16 protein-coding genes and 1 pseudogene are annotated in these 22,878 nt (G+C 68.9%); 9 read left to right on the forward strand and 8 right to left on the reverse strand.

Annotated elements, in window-relative coordinates; translation table 11 throughout:
• Positions 1-14 precede the first annotated feature (14 nt).
• The 5 genes from EAO72_RS37585 to xylA form a co-directional block, all read right to left on the reverse strand.
• Complete coding sequence (locus EAO72_RS37585; protein WP_148021475.1) at positions 15-1,394, reverse strand: GH1 family beta-glucosidase; 1,380 nt, start codon at positions 1,392-1,394, stop codon at positions 15-17.
• A gap of 8 nt (positions 1,395-1,402) precedes the next feature.
• Entirely contained in the window at positions 1,403-2,257 is an 855-nt protein-coding gene (locus EAO72_RS37590; protein ID WP_148021476.1) for a carbohydrate ABC transporter permease, read from the reverse strand.
• 5 nt (positions 2,258-2,262) lie between these two features.
• Positions 2,263-3,234, reverse strand: a complete 972-nt coding sequence (locus EAO72_RS37595; protein WP_148021477.1) for a carbohydrate ABC transporter permease — start codon at positions 3,232-3,234, stop codon at positions 2,263-2,265.
• Between the two features lie 11 nt (positions 3,235-3,245).
• Positions 3,246-4,484, reverse strand: coding sequence for an ABC transporter substrate-binding protein (locus EAO72_RS37600; RefSeq protein ID WP_148022259.1), 1,239 nt, complete (start codon positions 4,482-4,484; stop codon positions 3,246-3,248).
• 179 nt (positions 4,485-4,663) lie between these two features.
• The gene (xylA, locus tag EAO72_RS37605) at positions 4,664-5,833 is read right to left on the reverse strand and encodes a xylose isomerase (protein WP_148021478.1); all 1,170 of its coding nucleotides are present in this window, start codon (positions 5,831-5,833) and stop codon (positions 4,664-4,666) included.
• A 267-nt stretch (positions 5,834-6,100) separates the two neighbouring features.
• Between xylA and xylB the strand changes: the two genes are divergently transcribed.
• The 4 genes from xylB (at position 6,101) to EAO72_RS37625 (ending at position 11,675) form a co-directional block, all read left to right on the forward strand.
• Positions 6,101-7,585 carry a xylulokinase gene (gene xylB, locus EAO72_RS37610; RefSeq protein ID WP_148021479.1) on the forward strand — a complete coding sequence of 495 codons (1,485 nt, stop codon included), beginning with the start codon at positions 6,101-6,103 and terminating at the stop codon, positions 7,583-7,585.
• 64 nt (positions 7,586-7,649) lie between these two features.
• Positions 7,650-9,905: an alpha-xylosidase gene (yicI, locus tag EAO72_RS37615; RefSeq protein ID WP_148021480.1), complete on the forward strand. Its 2,256-nt coding sequence runs from the start codon at positions 7,650-7,652 to the stop codon at positions 9,903-9,905.
• Between the two features lie 113 nt (positions 9,906-10,018).
• Positions 10,019-10,903, forward strand: a complete 885-nt coding sequence (locus EAO72_RS37620; RefSeq protein WP_148021481.1) for an aminoglycoside phosphotransferase family protein — start codon at positions 10,019-10,021, stop codon at positions 10,901-10,903.
• Positions 10,904-11,030: 127 nt separating this feature from the next.
• Positions 11,031-11,675 (forward strand): histidine phosphatase family protein, encoded by a 645-nt coding sequence (locus EAO72_RS37625; RefSeq protein WP_148021482.1) that lies wholly within the window; start codon positions 11,031-11,033, stop codon positions 11,673-11,675.
• A 9-nt stretch (positions 11,676-11,684) separates the two neighbouring features.
• Here the strand turns inward: EAO72_RS37625 and EAO72_RS37630 are convergent.
• The 3 genes and pseudogenes from EAO72_RS37630 to EAO72_RS37640 form a co-directional block, all read right to left on the reverse strand.
• Positions 11,685-11,771, reverse strand: a pseudogene (locus EAO72_RS37630) (DUF397 domain-containing protein); the annotation flags it as partial.
• Between the two features lie 15 nt (positions 11,772-11,786).
• Positions 11,787-12,260 carry a DUF5753 domain-containing protein gene (locus EAO72_RS37635; RefSeq protein WP_261991758.1) on the reverse strand — a complete coding sequence of 158 codons (474 nt, stop codon included), beginning with the start codon at positions 12,258-12,260 and terminating at the stop codon, positions 11,787-11,789.
• Between the two features lie 119 nt (positions 12,261-12,379).
• Positions 12,380-16,225 (reverse strand): GH92 family glycosyl hydrolase, encoded by a 3,846-nt coding sequence (locus EAO72_RS37640; RefSeq protein WP_148021484.1) that lies wholly within the window; start codon positions 16,223-16,225, stop codon positions 12,380-12,382.
• 501 nt (positions 16,226-16,726) lie between these two features.
• Between EAO72_RS37640 and ngcE the strand changes: the two genes are divergently transcribed.
• The 5 genes from ngcE to EAO72_RS37665 all read left to right on the forward strand — a co-directional run bounded on the left by ngcE (position 16,727) and on the right by EAO72_RS37665 (position 22,742).
• Positions 16,727-18,172, forward strand: a complete 1,446-nt coding sequence (ngcE, locus tag EAO72_RS37645) for an N-acetylglucosamine/diacetylchitobiose ABC transporter substrate-binding protein (protein WP_148021485.1) — start codon at positions 16,727-16,729, stop codon at positions 18,170-18,172.
• Positions 18,173-18,222: 50 nt separating this feature from the next.
• Complete coding sequence (locus EAO72_RS37650; protein ID WP_148021486.1) at positions 18,223-19,146, forward strand: carbohydrate ABC transporter permease; 924 nt, start codon at positions 18,223-18,225, stop codon at positions 19,144-19,146.
• 91 nt (positions 19,147-19,237) lie between these two features.
• Positions 19,238-20,155, forward strand: coding sequence for a carbohydrate ABC transporter permease (locus tag EAO72_RS37655; protein WP_148021487.1), 918 nt, complete (start codon positions 19,238-19,240; stop codon positions 20,153-20,155).
• Positions 20,156-20,351: 196 nt separating this feature from the next.
• A complete protein-coding gene (locus EAO72_RS37660) occupies positions 20,352-21,551 on the forward strand; it encodes an ROK family transcriptional regulator (RefSeq protein WP_148022260.1) in 1,200 nt (399 codons plus the stop codon).
• 123 nt (positions 21,552-21,674) lie between these two features.
• Positions 21,675-22,742, forward strand: a complete 1,068-nt coding sequence (locus EAO72_RS37665; protein ID WP_410090533.1) for a sugar ABC transporter substrate-binding protein — start codon at positions 21,675-21,677, stop codon at positions 22,740-22,742.
• The last annotated feature ends 136 nt before the right edge of the window (positions 22,743-22,878 follow it).

A 22,878-nucleotide genomic window follows, 5' to 3' on the forward strand; every position in this document is an offset into this window, starting at 1 on the left:
CGGACCGGGCCGGACTACTTCCGGTGCGCCGCGATCAGCTCCTGATACCAGCGGTAGCTGTCCTTCGGCGTGCGCTCCAGCGTGTCGTAGTCGACCCGGATGATCCCGAACCGCTTCGCGTACCCGAGTGCCCACTCGAAGTTGTCCAGCAGCGACCAGACGTAGTAGCCGCGCACCTCGACGCCCGCGTCCATCGCCGCTCGCAGCGCCGTCAGGTGCGTCTGGAGGTACTCGACACGGTCCGCGTCGTGCACCGAGCCGTCGGCGTCCACGGTGTCGAACTCCGCCGAGCCGTTCTCCGTGATGTGCACCGGCGGCAGCGCGTCGCCGTACGTCTGCTTCAGCGCGGTCAGCAGGTCGGTGAAGGACTCGGGCACGACCGGCCAGTTCATCGCCGTCTTGCGGACGCCCCGGTACTCGCCCTCGCTGTAGCGGTTGTCCGTGGCGACCCGCAGGGCCGGGTCGGCCTCGCGGTGCGGGGCGGCGGCGACCACGATGGGGCGGTAGTAGTTGATGCCCAGGAAGTCCATCGGCTGGGAGATCAGCTCCAGGTCGCCCTCGCGCCGGAAGTCCTGCGCGGTGATGAGCTCGCCCCAGGTCTCCTCCTCGGTGGACGGGTAGCGGCCCGCCAGGATCGGCTCGGTCCACACGAGGTTGTGCTGGGTGTCCGCGCGGACGACTGCGGCGAGGTCGGCGTCCGACTCGGTGGCCGGGACGTTGCGGTCCAGGTTGAGCGTGATGCCCGCCTCGCGGACCCCCGCCGCGCGCAGCGCGGTCATCGCGTGGCCGTGGCCGACGAGCAGGTGGTGCGCGGCGGCCAGGGCGCCGCGGCCCTCCTTGGCGCCCGGTGCGTGCCGGCCCACCGAGTAGCCGAGGAAGGCGCTGCACCACGGCTCGTTCAACGTGATCCAGCGCGGCACCCGGTCACCCAGGTGCTCGGCCATGATCGCCGTGTACTCACCGAAGCGCTCCGCGGTCTCGCGTACCCGCCAGCCGCCCTTGTCCTCCAGGGCCTGCGGCAGGTCCCAGTGGTAGAGGGTGGCGGCCGGCTCGATGCCCGCCTCGAGGAGCTCGTCGACCAGCCGGGAGTAGAAGTCCAGGCCCTTGGCGTTGACCGCACCGCTGCCCTCGGGCTGGATGCGCGACCAGGCTATGGAGAAGCGGTAGGAGTCCACGCCGAGGTCACGCAGCAGTGCCACGTCCTCGGGGTAGCGGTGGTAGTGGTCGCACGCGACGTCGCCCGTGTCACCGCCGTCGGTCTTCCCCGGCGTGTGGCTGTAGGTGTCCCAGATGGACGGCCCGCGGCCGTCTTCATCCACGGCGCCCTCGATCTGGTACGAGGCCGTGGCCGCGCCGAAGACGAAACCGGGCGGGAAGACCGGGAAGTCACTCATGGAAACCCTTACTTGACCGAGCCGCCGGTGATTCCGGCGGCGATGTATTTCTGGGACAGGACGAGCAGGACCGCGGCGGGCACGGCCGAGAGGACCGAAGCCGCCATGACCGAACCCCAGTCACCGACGTGGGCGCCGATGTACTGGTAGATGCCCAGTGTGATCGGTTTGACGTCGTCCGTGGTGTTCAGGGTCAGCGCGAACATGAAGTCGCTCCACGCGTACAGGAACGAGAACAGCCCTGCGGTGATGAGCGAGTTGCGGCTCATCGGCAGGACGACCTGGATGAACGTACGGATGCGGCCGGCGCCGTCGACCTCGGCGGCCTCGATGACCTCGCGCGGGATGGACACCATGAACGAGCGCATCAGCACGATCGCGAACGGGATGCCCAGCGAGGCGTCCGCCAGCATCAGGCCGAAGTAGGAGTTGACCAGGCCGAGGTCCACGTACGCGCTGTACAGGGCGTTCGCGATGACGATGCCCGGCACCATCTGGGTGATGAGCGTGCCGAAGACGATCGTCTTGCCGCCGCGCAGGTTGAACTGCGCCAGGCCGTACGCCGCCGGTGCGGAGATCGCCAGGCAGATCGCCACGGCGCCGAGCGCCACGGCCAGCGAGGTCAGCAGGTTGCCGCCCTGCTCGGTGAAGGCGGAGGTGAAGCCGGAGAAGTCCACGCCGCTCGGGACCGGGCCGACGTCGACCAGGCTGGCGTCCGGCTGCAGCGCGGTGTTGATCATCCAGTACAGCGGGAACAGCATCACCGCGAGGATGACGACGCCGAGGACGGTCGCTCCCCAGCGGCGCTTTTGCCGGTGGACGGCGGGAGCCGGGGCGGCGGGGATCTGGGTGGTGGTCGCCATGCCGGTCACTTCCCCTCGTTGCGGTTGACCCGCAGGTAGAACACCGCGAAGACGGCGGAGATCAGGATCAGGATGTTGCCGACCACGGCACCGGCCCCGAAGTCCATCTGGACGAAGGAGTTCTGGTACGTGAGCGTGCCGAGCGTCTGCGTGGAGTCGGCGGGCCCGCCGTCGGTGAGGGCGAGGACCAGGTCGAGGATCTTCACCGTCGACATGAAGCCGAGCACCAGCACCACGGTGATGACGGGCTTGAGCATGGGCAGGGTGACCGAGCGGAACGTACGCCAGGCGGACGCGCCGTCGAGCGAGGCGGCCTCGTTCAGCTCCTTGGGGACCTCCTGGAGGCCGCCGTACAGGATCACCATGTTGAACGGGATGCCGATCCAGATGTTCACCAGGATCACCGAGATCAGCGCCATGCTGGTGCTCGTCAGCCACGGCGTGTCGCCGGGGAGGCCGATGGTGCCCAGGAAGGAGTTGAGGACGCCGGTGTCCTGGTCGAAGATGCGCCGCCACACGATGCCGGAGACGACCATCGGGACGAGCCACGGCAGCAGGATCAGCGAGCGCAGGATCCCGTTCAGCGGGAAGCGGCGGGTGAAGAAGACGGCGAGGCCCAGGCCGATGCAGAACTGGCCGACGAGCGATCCGATCGTGAACAGGATCGTCTGCCACAGGGCCTTGCCGAACAGCCCGTCGTTGAAGACGTTGCTCCAGTTGTCGAAGCCGTTGAACGGCGCGTCGCCGGTGAAGAAGGTGGACGGCGAGTAGTCCTGGAAGCTCATCACGATGTTGCGGACGAGCGGGTAGCCGAAGAACAGCGCCATGAAGATCACGGCGGGGGCGATGAACCCCCACTGGGCGAGCGTACGGCGCCGTTTGGCGCTCCGCGGGTTCACCGGCTTCTTGACCGCACCGGCCGCGGGGGCCTTCGGGTCGGCCGACAGCGCGGCGGCCGAGGCTGTGGTGGATGACATGGTTCGTTACCTCAGTTCCCGCTCGTGACCTGCTGCTGGGCACGCTTGAGCGCGGCCTCGCTGGACTCGCCGGTGAGCGCGGACTGGAAGGCGCTCTGCAGGGCCAGCGACACGGACGACCACTGCGCGCCGAGCTTCGCGGTACGCGAACGGGCCGTGGCGACCTGGTCGGCGAGTGCGGCCAGCTCCGGAGCCTTCGTACGCCAGACGGCGGCGGCCTTCTCGTTGGCCGGAACCATCCAGCTGTTGATCGCGTAGGTGATCTGCTCCTGCTCGCCCGACATGCAGCCGATGATCCGGGCGGCCATCTTCTCCCGCGCCTCGTCGCCGGTGTTGGGCACGGTCAGCACGCCGCCGCCCAGCGGACCCACCGAGTCGTCGCCGGCCTTCGGGACCGGGATCTGGGCGATGCCCCAGTTCAGACCCTTCTTGGAGTTGAGGGTCTCCACCTGCCACGGGCCGTTGATCATCATGGCGGCGTTGCCTGCCATGAACTGGTCGTTCACGTCCGCCTGGGTCCAGTTGACCGTCGACTTGGACAGCGAGCCGTCCTTGAGGAGGCTCTTCCAGTAGTCCAGCGCCCCGGCGACCTGCGGGCTGTCGAGCTTCGTCTCGTCGCCGCCGTTGGACCACATGAACGGGGTGAACTGGAAGACGCCGTCCTCCGCACCGCCCGCGCTGAGCGCGAGGCCGTACCGCTTGCCCTGGGTGAGCTTCTTCGCGGTCGCCTGCATCTCGGCCCAGGTAGTGGGCACCTCCAGGCCGGCCTTGGCGAGGGTGTCCTTGTTGTAGAACAGCGCCAGGGTGTTCACGGTGCGCGCGGCCCCGTAGTACTTCCCGTCGTACGAGCCGAAGTTGACGATGCCCTCGGGGATGTCCCGCGTGGTCAGACCGAGGTCCTTCAGCGGGATCAGCCCGCCCGCCTCGGCGAACGTCGGCATCTCGGAGGCGTCCAGCTGGAGCACGTCGGGCAGCGACTTCGAGGACGCCATCCGCAGGGCCTTCGTCATCACCTGCGAGGCGGGGACGCTCTGCTGCTCGATCTTCACCCCGAGCGTCTTGCTGCACCGGGCCAGCGTCTGGGCGTCCCAGCGGTGGTAGGACTCGTCGGTCGACGAGTTCATGACGGTGTACACGTCCGCATCCCGCTGCTGCCCGCAGCCGGACAGGACGACGCCGCCGACCAGCGCGGAGACGACGGTGAGCGGGACGATGACCCGCCGGTGATGACGGCGGCGCGGCTGGCGCATGCCGTCCGGAGAAGGTGCTGTCACGATGGTGCCCTTGCGTGAGAGGGGTGCCGGGCCCGGGGGGACCACTGTGTCCCGACGAGGTGGATCCGTCCGCCCGGGCGCGGGTCCGGCAGGCCCGCGCGCGGGGAGAGAGGGGTGTCCGGCGGCGACGGTCCGCGCCGGACACCCCGGTGGGGTCAGCTGACGCCGAGCAGGTGCTCCATGGCGAGCTGGTCGAGCGCCTCGAAGGCCATCGAGCGCTCGGCGGCGCCGTCCACGTCGAAGTCCTCGTACGCGGAACGGTCCGCGAGCAGGGCCTTGACGCCGTCGGCGGCGGTGGGCTGCGCCAGCTCGTCCAGGCGGGAGGCGGCCAGCGCCTCCTGGACGGCCGGGTCGGCGCGGAACGCCAGCGCGCGCTCCTTGAGGATCAGGTAGTTGCGCATGCAGTTCTTCGCGGACTCCCACACCCCGTCGATACCGTCGGTGCGCACCGGCTTGAAGTCGAAGTGCAGCGGGCCCGCGTAGTCCGAGCTCTCCAGCAGGTCGACGAGCCAGAAGGCCTGGCGCAGGTCGCCGGCGCCGAAGCGGAGGTCCTGGTCGTACTTGATGCCGGACTGGCCGTTGAGGTCGATGTGGAAGAGCTTGCCCGCCCACAGGGCCTGCGCGATGCCGTGCGCGAAGTTCAGCCCGGCCATCTGCTCGTGGCCGACCTCGGGGTTCACGCCGTACATCTCCGGGCGCTCCAGGCGCTCGATGAAGGCGAGGGCGTGGCCCACGGTCGGGAGCAGGATGTCGCCGCGCGGCTCGTTCGGCTTGGGCTCGATCGCGAACTTCAGGTCGTAGCCCTGGTCGACGACGTACTCGCCGAGCAGGTCGAACGCTTCCTTCATCCGGTCCAGCGCGACGCGCACGTCCTTGGCCCCGCCGGACTCGGCGCCCTCGCGGCCGCCCCAGGCGACGTACGTCTCGGCGCCCAGCTCGACGGCGAGGTCGATGTTGCGGATGACCTTGCGCAGCGCGAAGCGGCGGACGTCGCGGTCGTTGGCGGTGAAGCCGCCGTCCTTGAAGACGGGGTGCGTGAACAGGTTCGTGGTGGCCATGGGGACCTTGAGACCGGTGCGGTCCAGGGCGCCCTTGAAGCGCGCGATGATCGCGGCGCGCTCGGAGTCCGAGGATCCGAACGGGATCAGGTCGTCGTCGTGGAACGTCACACCGTGCGCGCCGAGTTCCGCGAGGCGCTCGACGGACTCGACCGGGTCCAGGGCGGGGCGGGTGGCGTCACCGAAGGGGTCGRTGCCTCGCCAGCCGACGGTCCAGAGCCCGAAGGTGAACCGGTCGGCGGGGGTGGGGGTGAAGCGATTCGACATTCTGCTGCCTCTTCGACATGGCCCGGGCGGCTGCTCTGCCGTCCGACCGATTTGTTTGCTGGCAGTACTAATACGGCATCTCGGCGTTTGTTTCTAGACCACTTCTGTGACACATGCGTCACATAGGGACAACGTGGCAGCCCTTCATGGGGTCTTGCGGCCCAGGCGGGGCGGGGTTTGAGTGGCTCCCGGAGGCGTCGAAGCGCTTCGAAGAATTATTTGTTTTGTGTACGATCAAAATCGGGACCCACAGGAACGAGGTACGACATGCCGTCGCGACCAGCCAGCATCCCGGCCACCGCACCGGTATCGGCCGTCATCGGCGTGGACAGCTCCACGCAGTCCACCAAGGCCGCCGTCGTCGACGCCGCCACCGGCCGGCTCCTCGCCGTGGGCCGCGCCCCGCACACCGTGACCGGCCACGGCGGTGCCCGCGAGAGCGACCCCGAGCAGTGGTGGCAGGCCCTGCGCACGGCCGTCGCCGCCGCCCTCGCCGAAGCCGGCCTGGACCCGGCCGCCGTCACCGGGATCGCCGTGGCGGGCCAGCAGCACGGCCTGGTGACGCTCGACGCCGACGGCCGCCCGCTGCGCCCCGCCCTCCTGTGGAACGACACCCGCTCCGCCCCGCAGGCCGCCGCCCTCACCGCCGCACTCGGCCGGGAGGCATGGCTGGACCGCACCGGCACGGTCCCCGTCGCCTCGATGACCGCCGCCAAGTGGATGTGGCTCCGCGAGAACGAACCGGCCACCGCCGCCGCGACCGCCGCCGTCCGCCTCCCGCACGACTTCCTCACCGAACGGCTGACCGGCGCCGCCGTCACCGACCCCGGCGACGCCTCCGGCACCTGCTGGTACGACCCCGCCACCCAGGCGTACGACCCCGAGCTGCTCGCCCTCACCGGCATCCGCGCGGACATGCTGTCCACGGTCGCCGCCACCGGAGCCACCCGCGCCGGACACCTCACCGCCGAAGCAGCCCGCACTCTCGGCCTGCCCGCCGGCATCCCCGTCGCCGCCGGCACCGGCGACAACATGGCCGCCGCCGTGGGCCTCGGCCTCGGCGCCGAAGGGCTCCTCGACCACCCCGTCGTCAGCCTCGGCACCTCGGGCACCGTCTTCGCCGCCACCCGCAACCGCCCGCACTCCGCGCTCCTCGCCGGATTCGCCGCCACCGACGGCACCCGCCTCCCGCTGGGCTGCACCCTGAACTGCACCCTCGCCGTGGACAAGGTCGCCGAGCTGCTCGGCCTGGAGCGGGAGGACGCCGCACCCGGCGGCGAGGCCGTGCTGCTGCCCTTCCTGGACGGTGAACGCACCCCGGACCTCCCGGCCGCCTCCGGGCTCCTGCACGGGCTGCGGCACGACACGACCCGGCAGCAGATCCTCGGCGCCGCCTACGAGGGCGCGGTCGTCGCCGTCCTGCGGGCCCTGGAGGAGCTGCCGCTCGACGCGCCCGACGCGCCGCTGCGCCTGATCGGCGGGGGAGCGAAGGGCACGATGTGGGTGGAGACCGTGCGACGCCTGTCCGGGCGTGCGGTGATCCTTCCGGACTCCGGCGAGCTGGTCGCCCTGGGCGCGGCCGCCCTCGCCGCGGGCGCCGCCACCGGCCGCGACCCGGTGGCCCTGGCGACGGAGTGGGGCACCGGCGAGGGCCGGGAACTGCCCGCCGTGCCCCGGGACACGGCCACCTGGGACCGGGTGACCTCGGTCCTGGACCGGGCGGCACCCGCACTCCTGACGACGAACCCCTGAACAACGCACCCCTGACGACACCCCGCAGCACGCCCCCCGTACCACCGCCTAAGGAAGACCCCCCATGAAGTTCACCGACGGCTTCTGGCAGATGCGAGACGGTGTGAACGCCTCGTACGCCACCGAGATCCGCGACCTCCGCCTCGACGCCGACCGCCTCACCGCCCACGCCGCCGTCAAGCGCGTGACGCGGCGCGGGGACACCCTCAACGCCCCCCTGATCACGGTGGAGGCGTACGCCGCCGCGGAGGGCGTCATCGGCGTCCGCGTCACCCACCTCGCGGGCAAGCGCCGCCCCGGCCCCGAGTTCGGCCTCCCCGGCGCCGTCGGCGACACCGCGGCCACCACCCGCGAAGAAGGCCCCATCGCCGAGCTCACCAGCGGACCGCTCACGCTCCGCCTGCCCACCGAGGGCGGCTTCGGCCTTGAGTTCCTGGACGCGGACGGCCGGCTCCTGACCGCCGCCGGCCGCAAGGGCACCGCCTTCGCGACCGTCCAGGACGGCGGCCACCACATGTTCGCCCAGCTCGGCCTCGGCGTCGGCGAGACGATCCACGGACTCGGCGAGCGGTTCACCCCGTACGTCAAGAACGGCCAGGTCGTCGACATGTGGCAGGCCGACGGCGGGACCAGCAGCGAGCAGGCGTACAAGAACGTCCCGTTCTACCTCTCCTCGCGCGGCTACGGCGTCTTCGTCAACCACCCCGGCAAGGTCTCCTTCGAGGTCGGCTCCGAGGCCGTCGGACAGGTGCAGTTCAGCGTCGAGGACCAGACGCTGGAGTACTTCGTCGTCGCCGGCCCCACGCCCAAGGACGTCCTCACCCGCTACACCGCGCTCACCGGCCGCCCGGCCCTGCCGCCGGCCTGGTCGTTCGGCCTCTGGCTGACCACCTCGTTCACCACCGACTACGACGAGGCGACCGTCACCTCGTTCGTGGACGGCATGTCCGAGCGCGGCATCCCGCTCTCCGTCTTCCACTTCGACTGCTTCTGGATGCGCGAGTACCAGTGGTGCGACTTCGAATGGGACCCGCAGACCTTCCCCGACCCGGAGGGCATGCTCGCCCGGCTCAAGGACAAGGGCCTGAAGATCTGCGTCTGGATCAACCCGTACATCGCGCAGAAGAGCGCCCTGTACGCGGAAGGGGCGGAGAAGGGCTACTTCGTCCTCACGCCCGAGGGCGACATCTGGCAGTGGGACAAGTGGCAGGCCGGCATGGCGCTGGTCGACTTCACCAACCCCGAGGCCACCGCCTGGTTCCAGGCCAAGCTGAAGACCCTCCTCGACCAGGGCGTCGACGGCTTCAAGACGGACTTCGGCGAGCGCATCCCGACCGACGTCGTCTGGCACGACGGCTCCGACCCGGAGCGCATGCACAACTACTACACGCACCTGTACAACAAGGCCGTCTTCGAACTCCTGGAGAAGGAGCGCGGCCAGGGCGAGGCGGTCCTGTTCGCCCGTTCCGCCACCGCCGGCGGCCAGCAGTTCCCGGTCCACTGGGGCGGCGACTGCTGGTCCTCCTTCGGCGCCATGGCCGAGTCCCTTCGCGGCGGCCTCTCCCTGTCCCTCTCCGGCTTCGGATTCTGGAGCCATGACATCGGCGGCTTCGAGGGCACCCCGGACCCGGCGGTCTTCAAGCGCTGGCTCGCCTTCGGCCTGCTCTCCTCGCACAGCCGTCTGCACGGCTCCTCGTCCTACCGGGTGCCGTGGGAGTTCGGCGACGAGGCCGTCGCGGTCGCCAAGCAGTTCACCGAGCTGAAGCACCGCCTCATGCCGTACCTGTACGGAGCCGCCGTCGAGGCACACCGCACCGGCGTCCCCACCATGCGCCCGATGCTGCTGGAGTTCCCCGAAGACCCGGCCACCCGCACGGTGGACCGCCAGTACCTGCTGGGCCCCGACCTCCTCGTGGCGCCGGTCTTCAGCGAGGACGGCCAGGTCGAGTACTACGTCCCCGAGGGCACCTGGACCCACTTCCTGACCGGCGAGACCGTCACCGGCCCCGCCTGGCACCAGGGCACGTACGGCTTCGACAGCCTCCCGCTGCTGGTCCGCCCCGGCGCGGTCCTGCCGATGGGCGCCGACGCCTCCCGCCCCGACGCGGACTGGACGCAGAACCTCCAGCTGCGCGTGTACGCCCCCGAGGGCCTCGGCGACTTCAGCCGCACGGTGACGGTCCCCGACCTCACGGGCGCCCCGGCCGCCACGTACGAACTGGTCCGCGAGGGCGGCACGCTCCGCGTCACGGCTGACACGGACCGGCCGTACGAGGTCGTGGTCGTCGGCGACGCGGCGCTGGAGGTCGTCAAGGGCTGACTGATCCCCTTTCCCGCCCGGGGSACGTCCCCCGGGCGGGAAAGCGGTTGACCCGGCTGCCGCCGCCGAGGTCGTATGGCGGGCGACCGAGATCACCCTCCAGGACGGTAGTGATGCACGCCGACGAACCCCGTACCGACGCCTCGCTGGTGCACCGGCTGATCGCCGCGCAGTTCCCGCAGTGGTCCGGCCTCCCCGTCGAGCGCGTCGGTGCCGCCGGAACCGCCAACGCGATGTACCGCCTCGGTGACGACCTGGTCGTCCGCCTCCCGCGCACCGCCGGATCGGCCGACGACATCGCCGGCGAGCACCACTGGCTGCCGCGCCTCGCGCCCTCGCTCCCGGTCGCGATCCCCGTGCCGCTGGGTGCGGGCGTGCCCGGCGAGGGCTATCCACACCCCTGGTCCGTCTACGGCTGGCTCGACGGGAGCTGCCCGGTGGTCGGCGACACCGCCGAAGCCGCCCCGCTCGCGCGGGACCTGGCCCGCTTCGTCACCGCACTCCACCGCATCGACCCCACGGACGCACCCCCGTCCTACCGCAGCGAAACCCTGGCCGCCCGGAACTCCGCAGTCCGCGGGGCCCTTGCGGACCTGCGCACCGAGATCGACACGGCAGCGGCCGCCGAGATCTGGGAGACGGCCCTGCGCGCCCCCGCGCCGACCGGGCCGCCCGTCTGGATCCACGCCGACCTGCAACCCGGGAACATGCTGACGGCCGACGGCCGGCTCACCGCCGTCATCGACTTCGGCTGCCTCGGGCTCGGCGACCCGGCCGTCGACCTGATCGTCGCCTGGTACGTACTGCCCGCCGCGGCGCGCGACACCTTCCGCGCCGCCGTGGAGGCGGACGACGCCGCCTGGACGCGGGGTGTCGGCTGGGCCCTGTCGATCGCACTGATGGAGCTCCAGTACTACCGGGAGACCAACGCGTTCATGGCCGACACCGCACGCCACGTCATCGCGGAGATCCTCGCCGGCCACCGCCCGCCCGCATAGCCGCATCCGGGCACTCCCGGGCGCGCCCGCCCGCCTCACCAAGGCAAGGAATGCGATCGTGGCACAGCGGGTTCGCACCATCGACAGCACGTGAGCGGTAACAGCACTGAGAGCGGATGGCCTTCACATGGGCGAGTTGATCCTGATCCGGCACGGCGAGACCGAGTGGTCCCGGAACGGACAGCACACGAGCCACACCGATCTGCCCCTGACGCCCCTCGGCGAACGCCAGGCCCGCGCCCTCGCCCCCTTGCTCGCCGACCGCGACATCGCGCTCACCCTGGTCAGTCCCTCGGTCCGGGCCCGGCGCACCGCCGAACTCGCCGGCCTCGCCGCGCCCCGCATCACACCCGAGCTGCGCGAGTGGGACTACGGCGGCTACGAGGGCGTCACCACCCACGAGATCCACCGCACCCGCCCCGACTGGAACCTCTGGACCGACGGCGTCACGGCGGGCCCCGAGGCGCACCCGGGCGAAACCCCCACAGCGGTCGGCGAACGGGCCGACCGGATCCTGGCCGAGGTCCGGGAAGCCGCCGCGCGGGCCGGGGACGAGGACATCGCTCTCGTCGCCCACTCCCATTTCCTGCGCGTCCTGACCGCCCGCTATCTGGGCCTGACCCCGGCTGAGGGCACGCTCTTCCAGCTCGCCACGGGCGCGGTGTCCCGGCTCGGCAGGGAGCACGGCCAGCCGGTCATCACGGCGTGGAACGTGACCCTGCCGGAGAGCCTGTTTCCCGCGGCGGTTCCGGACACCCCGGAACACGTCTGAGTACGCGCCTCAGAGCGTGCCGTTCCCGACGGCCGCGACGAAGGGGGCCCAGCGCTCCCGCGCGAAGGTGAGCGCCGGCCCTTCGGGGCCGGCCTTGCTGTCGCGTGGTGCTCATGGCGTCGCGAACTCCTTCGCCGCCGGGACGATCCGGCGCAGGGATGCCTCCGGCGACAGCGCGGCAGCCCTGGCCCAATCGTATGCGGCACCGTACTGCTCCACCAGCAGCGGTTCTTCCACGAGTTGGCCGCTGTAAGCGCTCTCCGTGTAGACCACGGCCGGACTGTCGGTGAACTGCATCAGCAGCATGGACGCGTGCAGGAACGGATGTGCTCCGGCAGAGAAGGGAAGAGCAGCCCCGTGAATCATGGCCCACAGAACCGGCGCTGACGGTGAGTCGAGGAGCTGTGCGCGCTCCATGCGCGCCGTGACATGGCCTTCGACGACTTTCGTGGTGGCGTAGGGATGGGCGGCCCGGGTGAGCGCTCGCGCGTACCGCTCGGTCTGCAACAGGCGCGGCGTAACTCGGCACCGCGAAGGCGCGGGGATCGGTGTACGGGTCCAGGTCCTTCGGCTGCGGCATGGCACGGAATGTAGCGGCTGCCCAGGGCCCCGCCCCCTGATCGGCGCGGATCCATCCGCACGGGAGAACCACGACCGGCCGGCACCCCGCGAGGAGGTACCGGCCGGCCGTGACGGAGCGCGGATCAGGAGATCAGCTCCACCTCCGCGAGCGTCGACTCACCGCTGAGCACCAGCCGGTAGTGCGCGTACGAACCGCGCGCGTTCACCGTGAAGGCCCTCGTCTGCTTGTCCCAGGCGAACGACTGGCCGGACCGCTTGTCGAGGTCCTTCCACGTCGTGCCGTCCGGCGAACCCTGCAGCACCCAGCCGCTCGGCGCCGCGGCGGCCTTGCCCGACGTCAGCGTGTACTGGACCGCGTTCGTCGCCGAGGGGACCGGCAGCTCCACCGCGGAGACGGCGGCCGTCGTGGCCGAGGTGTTGTCGAACAGCGCGCCCTCGCCCTTCAGGACGTCCTTGCTCGGCGTCGGCACCTGGTCGTCCTTGGTGATCGAGACCGGGGCGGCGTCCTTGCCGGTGCCCCAGGCGGACGGCTCCGGGCCCATGTCGAACTCCAGCACCCCGCCCTTGGCCAGCAGGTCGTGCGGCAGCGAGGTGGAGGCCCACTTCTTGCCGTTGACCTTCAGGCCCTGCACGTAGATGTTCTTCGCGCTGTTCTTCGGCGCCTTGACGACCAGGTCGTGGCCGTTCTCCAGGTGCACGGTGGTCTTGGTGAACAGCGGCGAGCCGATCGCGTACTCACCACTGCCCATGACCAGCGGGTAGAAGCCGAGGGAGGAGAAGAGGAACCAGGCCGACTGCTCGCCGTTGTCCTCGTCGCCGTGGTAGCCCTGGCCGATCTCGCTGCCCGTGTACAGACGGCTCAGGACCTCGCGGACCTTCTCCTGCGTCTTGTACGGCTGCGAGGCCGCGTCGTACATGTACGTGACGTGGTGCGCGACCTGGTTGCTGTGGCCGTACTGGCCCATCCGTACGTCACGGGCCTCCGTCATCTCGTGGATGACGCCGCCGTAACTGCCGACGAACTCGGGGCCCGCCGTCTCGGGGGTGGAGAAGTACGTGTCCAGCTTCTTGGCCAGACCGTCCCGGCCGCCGTACAGGTTGGCGAGGCCCTTGCTGTCCTGCGGAGCGGTGAAGGCGTAGCCCCAGCCGTTGGTCTCCGTGTAGTCGTAGCCCCAGACCCGCGGGTCGTACTGGTCGGACGGGAGGCGCCAGCCGCCCTTGGCGTCCTTGCCCTGGAAGAAGCCCGCCTTGTCGTCGAAGAGCTCGACGTAGTTACGGGCCCGGTTCAGGAAGTACGCGGACTCGTCCTTGTAGTGCTGCTTGTGCGTCTTCTTGTAGAGCGCCTGGCCCATCTGCGCGATGCCGTAGTCGTTGAGGTAGCCCTCCAGCGACCAGGACAGGCCCTCGTGGGTCGAGGTGTTGGCGTACCCGGCGAACGGGGACGTCTCCATGCCCTTGCGGCCGACGCCCGAGGACGGCGGGACGACCTTGGCGTTCTTCAGGGCGGCGTCGTACGCGGCCTCCGCGTCGAAGTCCACGCCCTTGACGTACGCGTCCGCGAACGCGACGTCCGAGGAGGTGCCCGTCATCAGGTCCGAGTAGCCGGGGGAGGACCAGCGGGAGATCCAGCCGCCGTCCTTGTACTGCTGGACGAAGCCGTCGACCATCTCGCCGGCCTTCTTCGGCGTGAGGAAGGAGTACGCCGGCCACGTCGTCCGGTAGGTGTCCCAGAAGCCGTTGTTGACGTACACCTTGCCGTCGACGATCTTCGCGCCGGTGTGTGTCGGGGTGTCCGAGCCGACCTGCGGGGAGAAGGGGGAGGCGTACTTGTCCTTCTCCCCGACCTTCTCGAAGCCCGAGTTCGGGTAGAGGTACAGCCGGTACATGCTGGAGTACAGCGTGGTCAGCTGGTCGGCGGACGCGCCCTCGACCTCGATCTTGCCCAGCAGGTCGTCCCAGGCGTTCTGCGCCTTGTCCTCGACCCGTGCGAAGGAGCGCGAGGCGGGGATCTCGGCGGCGAGGTTCTGCTTCGCCTGGTCGATGCTGATCAGCGAGGTCGCGAGCCGCAGGTTGACGGTGCGGTCCTTGCCCGCGTCGAAGCGCAGGTAGCCCGTGACGTCGTCACCGCCGCCGCCGGAGAGCTTGCCGCTGCCGGTGACGGGGGCGTCGAAGACGCCGTATACGAAGAGCCGGGTGGCACCGGTCGAGCCGCCGCTCTTCACGTCGGAGAAGCCCGTGAAGGAGCTCGTCCCCGGGTCCAGGGTCAGACCGCCGTCGTTGGAGACGTTGTCGAAGACCATGCTCGCGTCCTTGCCCGGATACGTGAACCGCATCCGTGCCGCGTGGTCGGTCGGCGTCATCTCGGCCTTGAGACCGTTCTCGAACGTCACCCCGTAGTAGTGGGGCCTCGCCGTCTCGTTCTCGTGCTTGAACGGCAGCGCGCGCGCCGTGCGCGAGGCGTCCGGGGTGCCGGAGACCGCCGACGGCATCAGCTGGAAGGTCTGCCGGTCGCCCATCCAGGGGCTCGGCTCGTGACTGGCGCTGAAGGCCTGCAGGGTGGGCAGGTTGTCGTCGTTGTTGCCGCGCGCGTAGTCGTACAGCCAGCTGGTCGACCCGGCGTTGGTGACCGGAGTCCAGAAGTTGAAGCCGTTGGGGACCGCGGTGGCGGGGAAGTTGTTGCCCCGCGAGAAGCCGCCGCTGGAGTTGGTGCCGCGGACGGTCGAGGCGTAGTCCGAGAGGTGCTTCTTTCGCTTCTCGGGCGCCTTCGGGGCGATCGTGACGTCGTCGATCCAGCCCTGGAACTTCGACGGGCCCTTGGGGGAGTCGTACGCGACGAGGATCCGGTCGACGGTCCTGCCGGCCGCGACCGTGCCGATCCGTGCGTCGACCTTGTTCCACTGGTTGACGTACAGCCGCTTGGCGTCGGCCTGGCCGCCGGGGGTCAGCAGCCCGCCGTTGGTGTCGGTGGCGCGCAGGTCGCTGAGATAGGTGCCGTCCGTGAACGCGAGGTCGACCGCGATGTGCGTGGCCGGGTAGGACAGGTCCGTCTCGCCCATCTGGGGGTACACCAGGTAGGAAAGTTCGGTGTCCTTGGTGACGGCCGTGTTGACGTCGAAGATCTTGTTGTACGAGTACGCCCGGCCGCCGGCCTTGTGGGTGCCCGCGTACCGCAGCGCCTTCTTGCCCGTGAAGCCCGCGCCGGCCTTGGCGGTGGGGGAGCCGGACGGGCCGCGGTCGATCTGGCTGCGCATGTCGTCGGGGGCGGGGGCGGAGGTGTCGCCGTCGGAGAACTGGACGTCGGCGAGCTGGGTCGCGTCGCCGGCCCCGTTGTTCTTCGTGATGTCCAGGCGGAAGTGCTGGTAGGCCTTGTCCGCCGTGAAGTCGTACGACTTGGTCTGGAAGCGCTCGCTGAACGTCTGGCCGGTCCGGGTGTCCAGGTCAGTCCAGGTCTCGCCGTCCTCTGAGCCCTGAAGGGTCCAGTCCTTCGGGTCCCGTTCGTCGTGGTCGTCGGCGGAGGTCAGCGCGTACGTCACGACCTTGACCGGCTCGACCAGATCGAACTCGGCCCAGGCGGTGGGCTCGAACGACAGCCACTTCGTACCGGATTCGCCGTCGACGAGGTTTTCCTTCACCTCGCCGCCGCCGGTGTTCTCGTCGCTGGCGCGGACTTCTGTGACCTTGTCGGTCACATTGCCCGGTATTCCGGCGGAGAAGCCGCCATCGACACCTGATGCCCGCTTCTTTCCGTCGGGGCCTTCTTCCACGGTATTGCGCCAGTCCGGCTGCTTTTCGTCCGCCTCGAAGGACGAACTGAAAGTCCGGTCACCGGCGGTCTTCTGGCCCTTCGCGCCCGCGCCGGCCGACGTGGCGGCGGCCGCGGTGGGGGCGGTCACGAGCAGGACGAGTGAGGCCGCGATCAGCGCGGCCGTGCTGCTTTGTCTCTTGCGAGAACCATGTCGGGGCTGCATGCCGAGCCATTCCTCCCGAGGAAGTGCGCCTTGGACAACGTTGTCAGGGGTGAACGCAGGAACCAGTAGGGAGTGAAGTGGCGGTTGGTGTCAAGGGTGTTGGATCAGAGCCGGTGTTCGAATCGACCGGAATGCGGAAATCGTTACATCCGAAGGAGGCCGTGCGGTGCCGAGGTATCCGCGAGGTCTCAACTCGGGAAAGACTGCCGTCCAAACCTGCATTCGATCTTGCTCAGTTGGCGACAAGTGGACTATACCTGTCGGCGTCTGCACAGCTTCTTTCCAACTGTGCGGTCAGGGGAGACACGGGGGCAGGACAACAGGGCGGCGCGAGCACGTCCGCTGTCCGGTCCCCTCACGGCCCCCCACTGCATTGACCAGCCAGAAATCTGTACCACCCAAGCGCAACTGACCGCGGTGGCGGGGCCCTTCGCCTGAGGCGAATATCGACGGGCGACCGGTACACACCGCCTGAGTCCTGGAGAAGGCGAGGACTTGAGCATGGGATCCACCTCCGGCCACAAGAATGAGGGCCTTGGCCGTCGCGATGTGATCAAGCGTTCTGCCGCACTCGGTCTGATCACCATCCCGACGATGAGCTTCCTGTCGGCCTGCGCGAGCAGCGACGACGGCGGCGACAAGCAGGTCGAGAAGGGCAAGACCAGCGCGAAGAACCCGCTGGGCGTCAACGAGACGGCCGCGCTCGACGTGGTCATCTTCGACGGCGGCTTCGGTCAGCAGTACGCGATCGACGCCGAGAAGAAGTACACCGCGGCCTTCCCGAAGGCCAAGGTCAAGCACTCCGCGACCCAGAAGATCCAGTCGCAGCTCCAGCCGCGCTTCAACGGTGGCACCCCGCCGGACCTGATCGACAACTCCGGTGCCGAGCAGATGGACATGGGTGTCCTGGTCGACAAGAAGCAGCTGATGGACCTGACGGCGCTGATGGACGCCCCGTCCATCGACGACCCGAGCAAGAAGGTCCGCGACACGCTGCGCCCGGGTGTCCTGGAGATGGGCCAGTTCGAGGGCGACCCGGTCTGGATCATGTACTACGCGTACACCGTGTACGGCGTCTGGTACTCGCAGACCAACCTGGAGAAGCTGGACGCCGAGTATCCCGAGGACTGGGATGCCATGCTCGCCCTGTGTGCGAAGGCGAAGAAGCAGGGCATCGCCGGCTGGACGTACCCGGGCAAGTACCCGTACTACCTGCCGTTCTCGCTCTACCCGTTCATCGCCAAGATCGGTGGCCGGGAGGTCCTCGACAAGATCGACAACCTGGAGCCGAACGCCTGGAAGGACCCCGCCGTCAAGGCGGCGTTCGAGGCGTACTACGAGCTTCAGCAGAAGGGCTACATCCTCAAGGGCACCCCGGGCCTGACCCACATCCAGTCGCAGACCGAGTGGACCAAGGGCAAGGCGCTCTTCATCCCGAACGGTTCGTGGGTGGAGAACGAGGCGGCGCCGACCACGCCCAAGGACTTCAAGATGATGGTCTCGGCCCCCTCGGGCCTGGACTCGTCGGACAAGCTGCCCTTCGGCACGATCTGGGCGTCCGGCGGCGAGCCCTTCGTCGTCCCGGCCAAGGCGAAGAACCCCCAGGGCGGCATGGAGCAGCTGCGCATCATGCTCTCCGAGGAGTCCTCGAAGAACTTCACCAAGCAGGTCAAGTCCCTCAGCGCCTTCAACGGCGGCACCGACGGCCTGACCCTCTCCACGGCCATGCAGGCCGGTGTCGACGCGCTGAAGAAGGCCGGCGACAACGTGGTCAACCCGCGGCTGCAGGACTGGTACGTGAAGCTCCAGAAGGAGCAGATCGGCACCGCCGGCATCGGCGAGATGATGGCCGGGCGTCTGACGCCCGCCGAGGCCATCAAGAAGATCCAGGGCTACGCGGACGCCGCGGCCAAGGACTCGTCCGTCAAGAAGTACAAGCACCAGTGAGCAACCGTCACCAGCGGCGGCACCCGCGGAAAGATCGGGGTCGGTAAACGATGCAGCACGGCAAGTACCGGTTCATTGTGGGGTTCCTGGTAGCCCCACTGGCGTTGTACGCGGTCTTCGTCATCTGGCCGTTCATCCAGTCCATCTACTACTCCTTCACGGACTGGACCGGCCTGAGCCCGGACTTCAAGATGGTCGGCCTCGACAACTACACGAGGATGTTCAAGGACGACATTTTCTGGAAGTCGCTGCAGCACAGCGTGCTGCTCGTGCTGCTGCTGCCGTTGGTGACGCTGGGCCTCGCGCTCTTCTTCGCCTTCATGCTCAATGTCGGAGGCCGGCGGCGCAAGAACGCCGCGGTCTCCGGCGTGCGGGGCTCGGGGTTCTACAAGATCGCCTATTTCTTCCCGCAGGTGCTTTCGATCGTCATCGTCGCCCTGCTGTTCCAGTTCGCGTACAACCCGCGCAGTGGAATGCTGAATTCGGCGCTCAAGGGAGTCGGGCTCGACTCCGTCCAGCCGGACTGGCTGGGTGACCCGAACCTGGCGCTCATCTGCGTCATGGTGGTTCTGGTCTGGTCGACGGTCGGATTCTTCGTCGTCCTCTTCTCCGCCGGAATGGCCTCCATTCCGAAGGACTTCTACGAGGCCGCGCTCCTGGACGGGGCCAGCCGCGTCACGACGTTCTTCAAGATCACCCTGCCGCTGCTCTGGGACACCGTGCAGTCCGGGTGGGTCTACATGGGCATCCTGGCGCTCGGGGTCGAGGCGTTTACGGCCGTACAGGTCATGACCGTCGGCCCCGGCGGCCCCGACTACGCGACCTCGGTGCTGCCGCTGTACGTCTACCAGACGGCCTTCCGCGACGGTCAGGCCGGATACGCGACCACGATCGGTGTGGGGCTGCTCATCGTCACCATGGTGTTCGCCGCCATCGTGATGCGCCTGGGCCGGCGCGAGCGGCTGGAGTTCTGATGCTGTGCTTCCCGGGACATGTCGCCCGGACCCCCAGCAGGCAAGACAGCCCGGTCCCGGCGGCCGGCTCGACAGTACGAGGTGAGCACACGTGAAGGCCACTGAAACCCCTCCCGTGGTCACGGTGACGGAACCGGCCCCCGTGTCCAAGGCGCCTGCACCGGACGGCAAGAAGAAGGGCGGCGAGGGCAAGGTCCTCAACGTCTTCTCGCACGGTGTGCTGATCATCTGGGCGATCCTGGTGGTCATGCCGCTGCTCTGGGCGGTCATGACCTCGTTCAAGACCGACGACTCGATCCTGTCGACGCCGTGGGCGCTGCCGGACAAGCTTCACTTCGAGAACTGGTCACGCGCCTGGGGCCAGGCGCACATGAGCGAATACTTCTTGAACACCATCGTGGTGGTCGGGGGTTCACTCATCGGCACTCTGCTGCTGGGTTCGATGGCGGCCTACGTGCTGGCCCGGTTCGACTTCCCGGGCAACCGTTTCGTGTACTACCTGTTCATCGGCGGGATGAGCTTCCCGATCATCCTGGCGCTGGTCCCGCTGTTCTTCGTGATGAACAACATGGGGCTGCTGAACACGACGCACGGACTGATCCTGGTCTACATCGCCTACTCGCTGCCCTTCACCGTCTTCTTCCTCACCGCCTTCTTCCGGACCCTGCCGGGCTCCGTGGCGGAGGCGGCGATGCTCGACGGGGCCTCGCACACCCGGACGTTCTTCCAGGTGATGCTGCCGATGGCGAAGCCGGGCCTGATCAGCGTCGGCATCTTCAACTTCCTGGGGCAGTGGAACCAGTACATGCTGCCCACGGTGCTGAACAGCGACCCCGACCACCGGGTGCTCTCCCAGGGCCTGGTCGAACTGGCCAACAGCCAGGGCTACAAGGGCGACTGGTCCGGGCTCTTCGCCGGTCTGGTGATGGCGATGCTCCCGGTCCTCGCGGCCTACATCGTCTTCCAGCGCCAGGTCGTGGCCGGTCTGACCGCGGGAGCGGTGAAGTAGTAGACGAGTACCTTCTTTACCGAACCGCCCGCCGGCATCCATGCCGGCGGGCGGTTCGTCTGTGTAAAGGGGAGTTCGCGCTGCGTGTTCCGTGCTCATCCGAGGCTTCGACTGCTCAAGGTCTTGACGGGGCGCACCCCAAAACGGTCAGCTTAGGGTTCACATGTTGGAGAATATGGCAGGAGTGAGAGAGTCGATGGAGACTCCGGGGTCGCAGACATCTCTGCATCGCGCCAACCTTGAGCGGGTCGTGCGCGCCGTACGTATGGCGGGCTCGCTCACCCAGGCGGAGATCGCCAGGAGTACGGGCCTCTCCGCGGCCACCGTCTCCAATATCGTTCGTGAACTGAAGGAGGGCGGCACCGTCGAGGTGACCCCCACCTCGGCCGGCGGCCGCCGGGCCCGCAGCGTCTCGCTCAGCGGGGACGCGGGCATCGTCATCGGCGTCGATTTCGGACATACGCACCTGCGGGTGGCGGTCGGCAACCTGGCTCATCAGGTGCTCGCCGAGGAGTCCGAGCCGCTGGACGTGGACGCCTCGTCGGCCGAGGGCTTCGGACGGGCGGAACAGCTGGTGAACCGGCTGATCGAGACCACCGGGATCAGTCCCGGCAAGGTCATCGGGGTGGGCCTCGGTGTTCCCGGCCCGATCGACGTCGAGTCCGGCACGCTGGGCTCCACGTCGATCCTGCCGGGCTGGACGGGCATCAACCCCAGCGAGGAGCTCGCCGGACGCCTGGGCGTGCCGGTCTACGTCGACAACGACGCCAACCTCGGGGCCCTGGGCGAGCTGGTGTGGGGGAGCGGCCGGGGCGTCCGGGACCTCGCGTACATCAAGGTCGCGAGCGGTGTCGGCGCCGGTCTGGTGATCGACGGGCACATCTACCGGGGGCCCGGCGGCACGGCCGGCGAGATCGGCCACATCACCCTCGACGAATCGGGCCCTGTCTGCCGCTGCGGCAACCGCGGGTGCCTGGAGACCTTCGCGGCCGCGCGGTACGTCCTGCCCCTGCTCCAGCCCGGCCACGGGCCCGATCTCACGATGGAGCGGGTGGTCCAGCTGGCCCGCGAGGGCGATCCGGGCTGCCGCCGGGTGATCGGCGACGTCGGGCGGCACATCGGCAGCGGGGTGGCCAACCTCTGCAATCTGCTGAACCCGAGCCGGGTCGTGCTCGGCGGCTCGCTCGCGGAGGCCGGGGAGCTGGTCCTGGGGCCCATCCGCGACTCCGTGTCGCGCTACGCCATCCCCAGCGCCGCGCGACAGCTCTCGGTGCTCCCCGGCGCCCTCGGCGGACGGGCGGAGGTGCTGGGTGCCCTGGCCCTCGTCCTGAACGAGATGGGGGATTCAACCCTTTTGGAGAGCACCCTCCCCGCGGCGACCCCTGCCTTCACTTAGATAACGAATGGCACCGTTGTCATCTCGTTAAGAATTTACTCCTTGACGCCAAGCCTGGGGCCGAGTTGACTCCAACCCACCTCGGCCGCAACGTTGCGGCCTCGTCAGGGAGGCACACCCGCAATGAACGCAATGACGCGACGCATCGTCATAGGCACGGCCGCCGTCTCGATGGCCGTCTCCCTCGCCGCTTGCGGCAAGGCCGGCGACGACAAGAAGGACTCGGCGGGCTCGGGCAGCAAGACCAAGATCGGCCTGCTGCTCCCGGAGAACAAGACCGCTCGCTACGAGACGCTGGACAAGCCGCTGTTCATCGAAGCGGTCAAGAAGGACTGCGCGGACTGCGAGGTCGTCTACAACAACGCGGCCGGTGACGTCGGCCAGCAGAAGCAGCAGTTCGAGCAGCAGATCGCCGACGGCATCAAGGTCATCGCGATCTCCTCGGTGGACGCCGAGAAGTCCGCCTCGTGGATTGCCAACGCGCACAAGAAGGGCGTCAAGGTCGTCGCGTACGACCGCGCCATCGTCGGTGCCGACGCCTACGTCAGCCACGACAACGAGAAGATCGGCAAGCTCCAGGGCCAGGCCGTCCTCGACGCCCTCGGTTCGAAGGCGGCGGGCGCCAACCTCGTCATGATCAACGGTGACGAGAAGGACCCGAACGCCGGCCTGTTCAAGAAGGGCGCTCACTCGTCCCTCGACGGCAAGATCAAGATTGCCTACGAGGCGTCCGGCGAGTGGGACCCGAAGATCGCCGGCGAGAAGATGACCGCCGCGATCTCCTCGGTCGGCAAGGGCAAGATCGACGCGGTCTACTCCGCCAACGACGGCATGGCCGGCGGCATCATCACGTCCCTGGGCAACGCCGGCATCAAGGACATCCCGGTGGGTGGCCAGGACGCCGAGCTCCCCGGTATCCAGCGGATCATCGCCGGCACGCAGACCTTCACGATCTACAAGTCGCCGAAGCAGCTCGCCCCGACGGCCGCCCAGTTCGCCGTCAACCTGCTCCAGGGCAAGGACATCGGCGCCCAGGGCGAGACGGACGGCGTTCCGTCCACGCTGCTCGAGCCGACCGTGGTCAACAAGGACAACATCGAGTCCACCGTGGTCAAGGACGGCATCTACCAGGCCTCCGCGATCTGCGTGAAGGACATCGCCGCCAAGTGCACCGCACTGGGCATCAAGTAGTCCCTCCTCGCGCCAGGGCCGACAGGCCCTGGCGCGTACGGGTTTGATCCGCGCCGCACGGCGGGAGTCCGCCCGCCCCATGACTGTCCGGCCCCGGTCGGCCCACACCCCGCTGCCGCCCGGGTGCCGGACATTT

The sequence above is a fragment of the Streptomyces sp. OR43 genome (assembly GCF_008042275.1).
Lineage (GTDB): Bacteria > Actinomycetota > Actinomycetes > Streptomycetales > Streptomycetaceae > Streptomyces.

Excerpts from the sequence above, each read along its gene's own strand:
- EAO72_RS37620 (WP_148021481.1), top strand. The coding sequence starts at position 10,019 with ATGCACGCCGACGAACCCCGTACCGACGCCTCGCTGGTGCACCGGCTG.
- EAO72_RS37650 (WP_148021486.1), top strand. The coding sequence starts at position 18,223 with ATGCAGCACGGCAAGTACCGGTTCATTGTGGGGTTCCTGGTAGCCCCA.
- EAO72_RS37665 (WP_410090533.1), top strand. The coding sequence starts at position 21,675 with ATGAACGCAATGACGCGACGCATCGTCATAGGCACGGCCGCCGTCTCG.
- EAO72_RS37590 (WP_148021476.1), bottom strand. The coding sequence starts at position 2,257 with ATGGCGACCACCACCCAGATCCCCGCCGCCCCGGCTCCCGCCGTCCAC.
- yicI (WP_148021480.1), top strand. The coding sequence starts at position 7,650 with ATGAAGTTCACCGACGGCTTCTGGCAGATGCGAGACGGTGTGAACGCC.
- EAO72_RS37585 (WP_148021475.1), bottom strand. The coding sequence starts at position 1,394 with ATGAGTGACTTCCCGGTCTTCCCGCCCGGTTTCGTCTTCGGCGCGGCC.
- EAO72_RS37595 (WP_148021477.1), bottom strand. The coding sequence starts at position 3,234 with ATGTCATCCACCACAGCCTCGGCCGCCGCGCTGTCGGCCGACCCGAAG.
- EAO72_RS37600 (WP_148022259.1), bottom strand. The coding sequence starts at position 4,484 with ATGCGCCAGCCGCGCCGCCGTCATCACCGGCGGGTCATCGTCCCGCTC.
- xylB (WP_148021479.1), top strand. The coding sequence starts at position 6,101 with ATGCCGTCGCGACCAGCCAGCATCCCGGCCACCGCACCGGTATCGGCC.
- EAO72_RS37660 (WP_148022260.1), top strand. The coding sequence starts at position 20,352 with ATGGAGACTCCGGGGTCGCAGACATCTCTGCATCGCGCCAACCTTGAG.
- EAO72_RS37625 (WP_148021482.1), top strand. The coding sequence starts at position 11,031 with ATGGGCGAGTTGATCCTGATCCGGCACGGCGAGACCGAGTGGTCCCGG.
- EAO72_RS37640 (WP_148021484.1), bottom strand. The coding sequence starts at position 16,225 with ATGCAGCCCCGACATGGTTCTCGCAAGAGACAAAGCAGCACGGCCGCG.
- ngcE (WP_148021485.1), top strand. The coding sequence starts at position 16,727 with ATGGGATCCACCTCCGGCCACAAGAATGAGGGCCTTGGCCGTCGCGAT.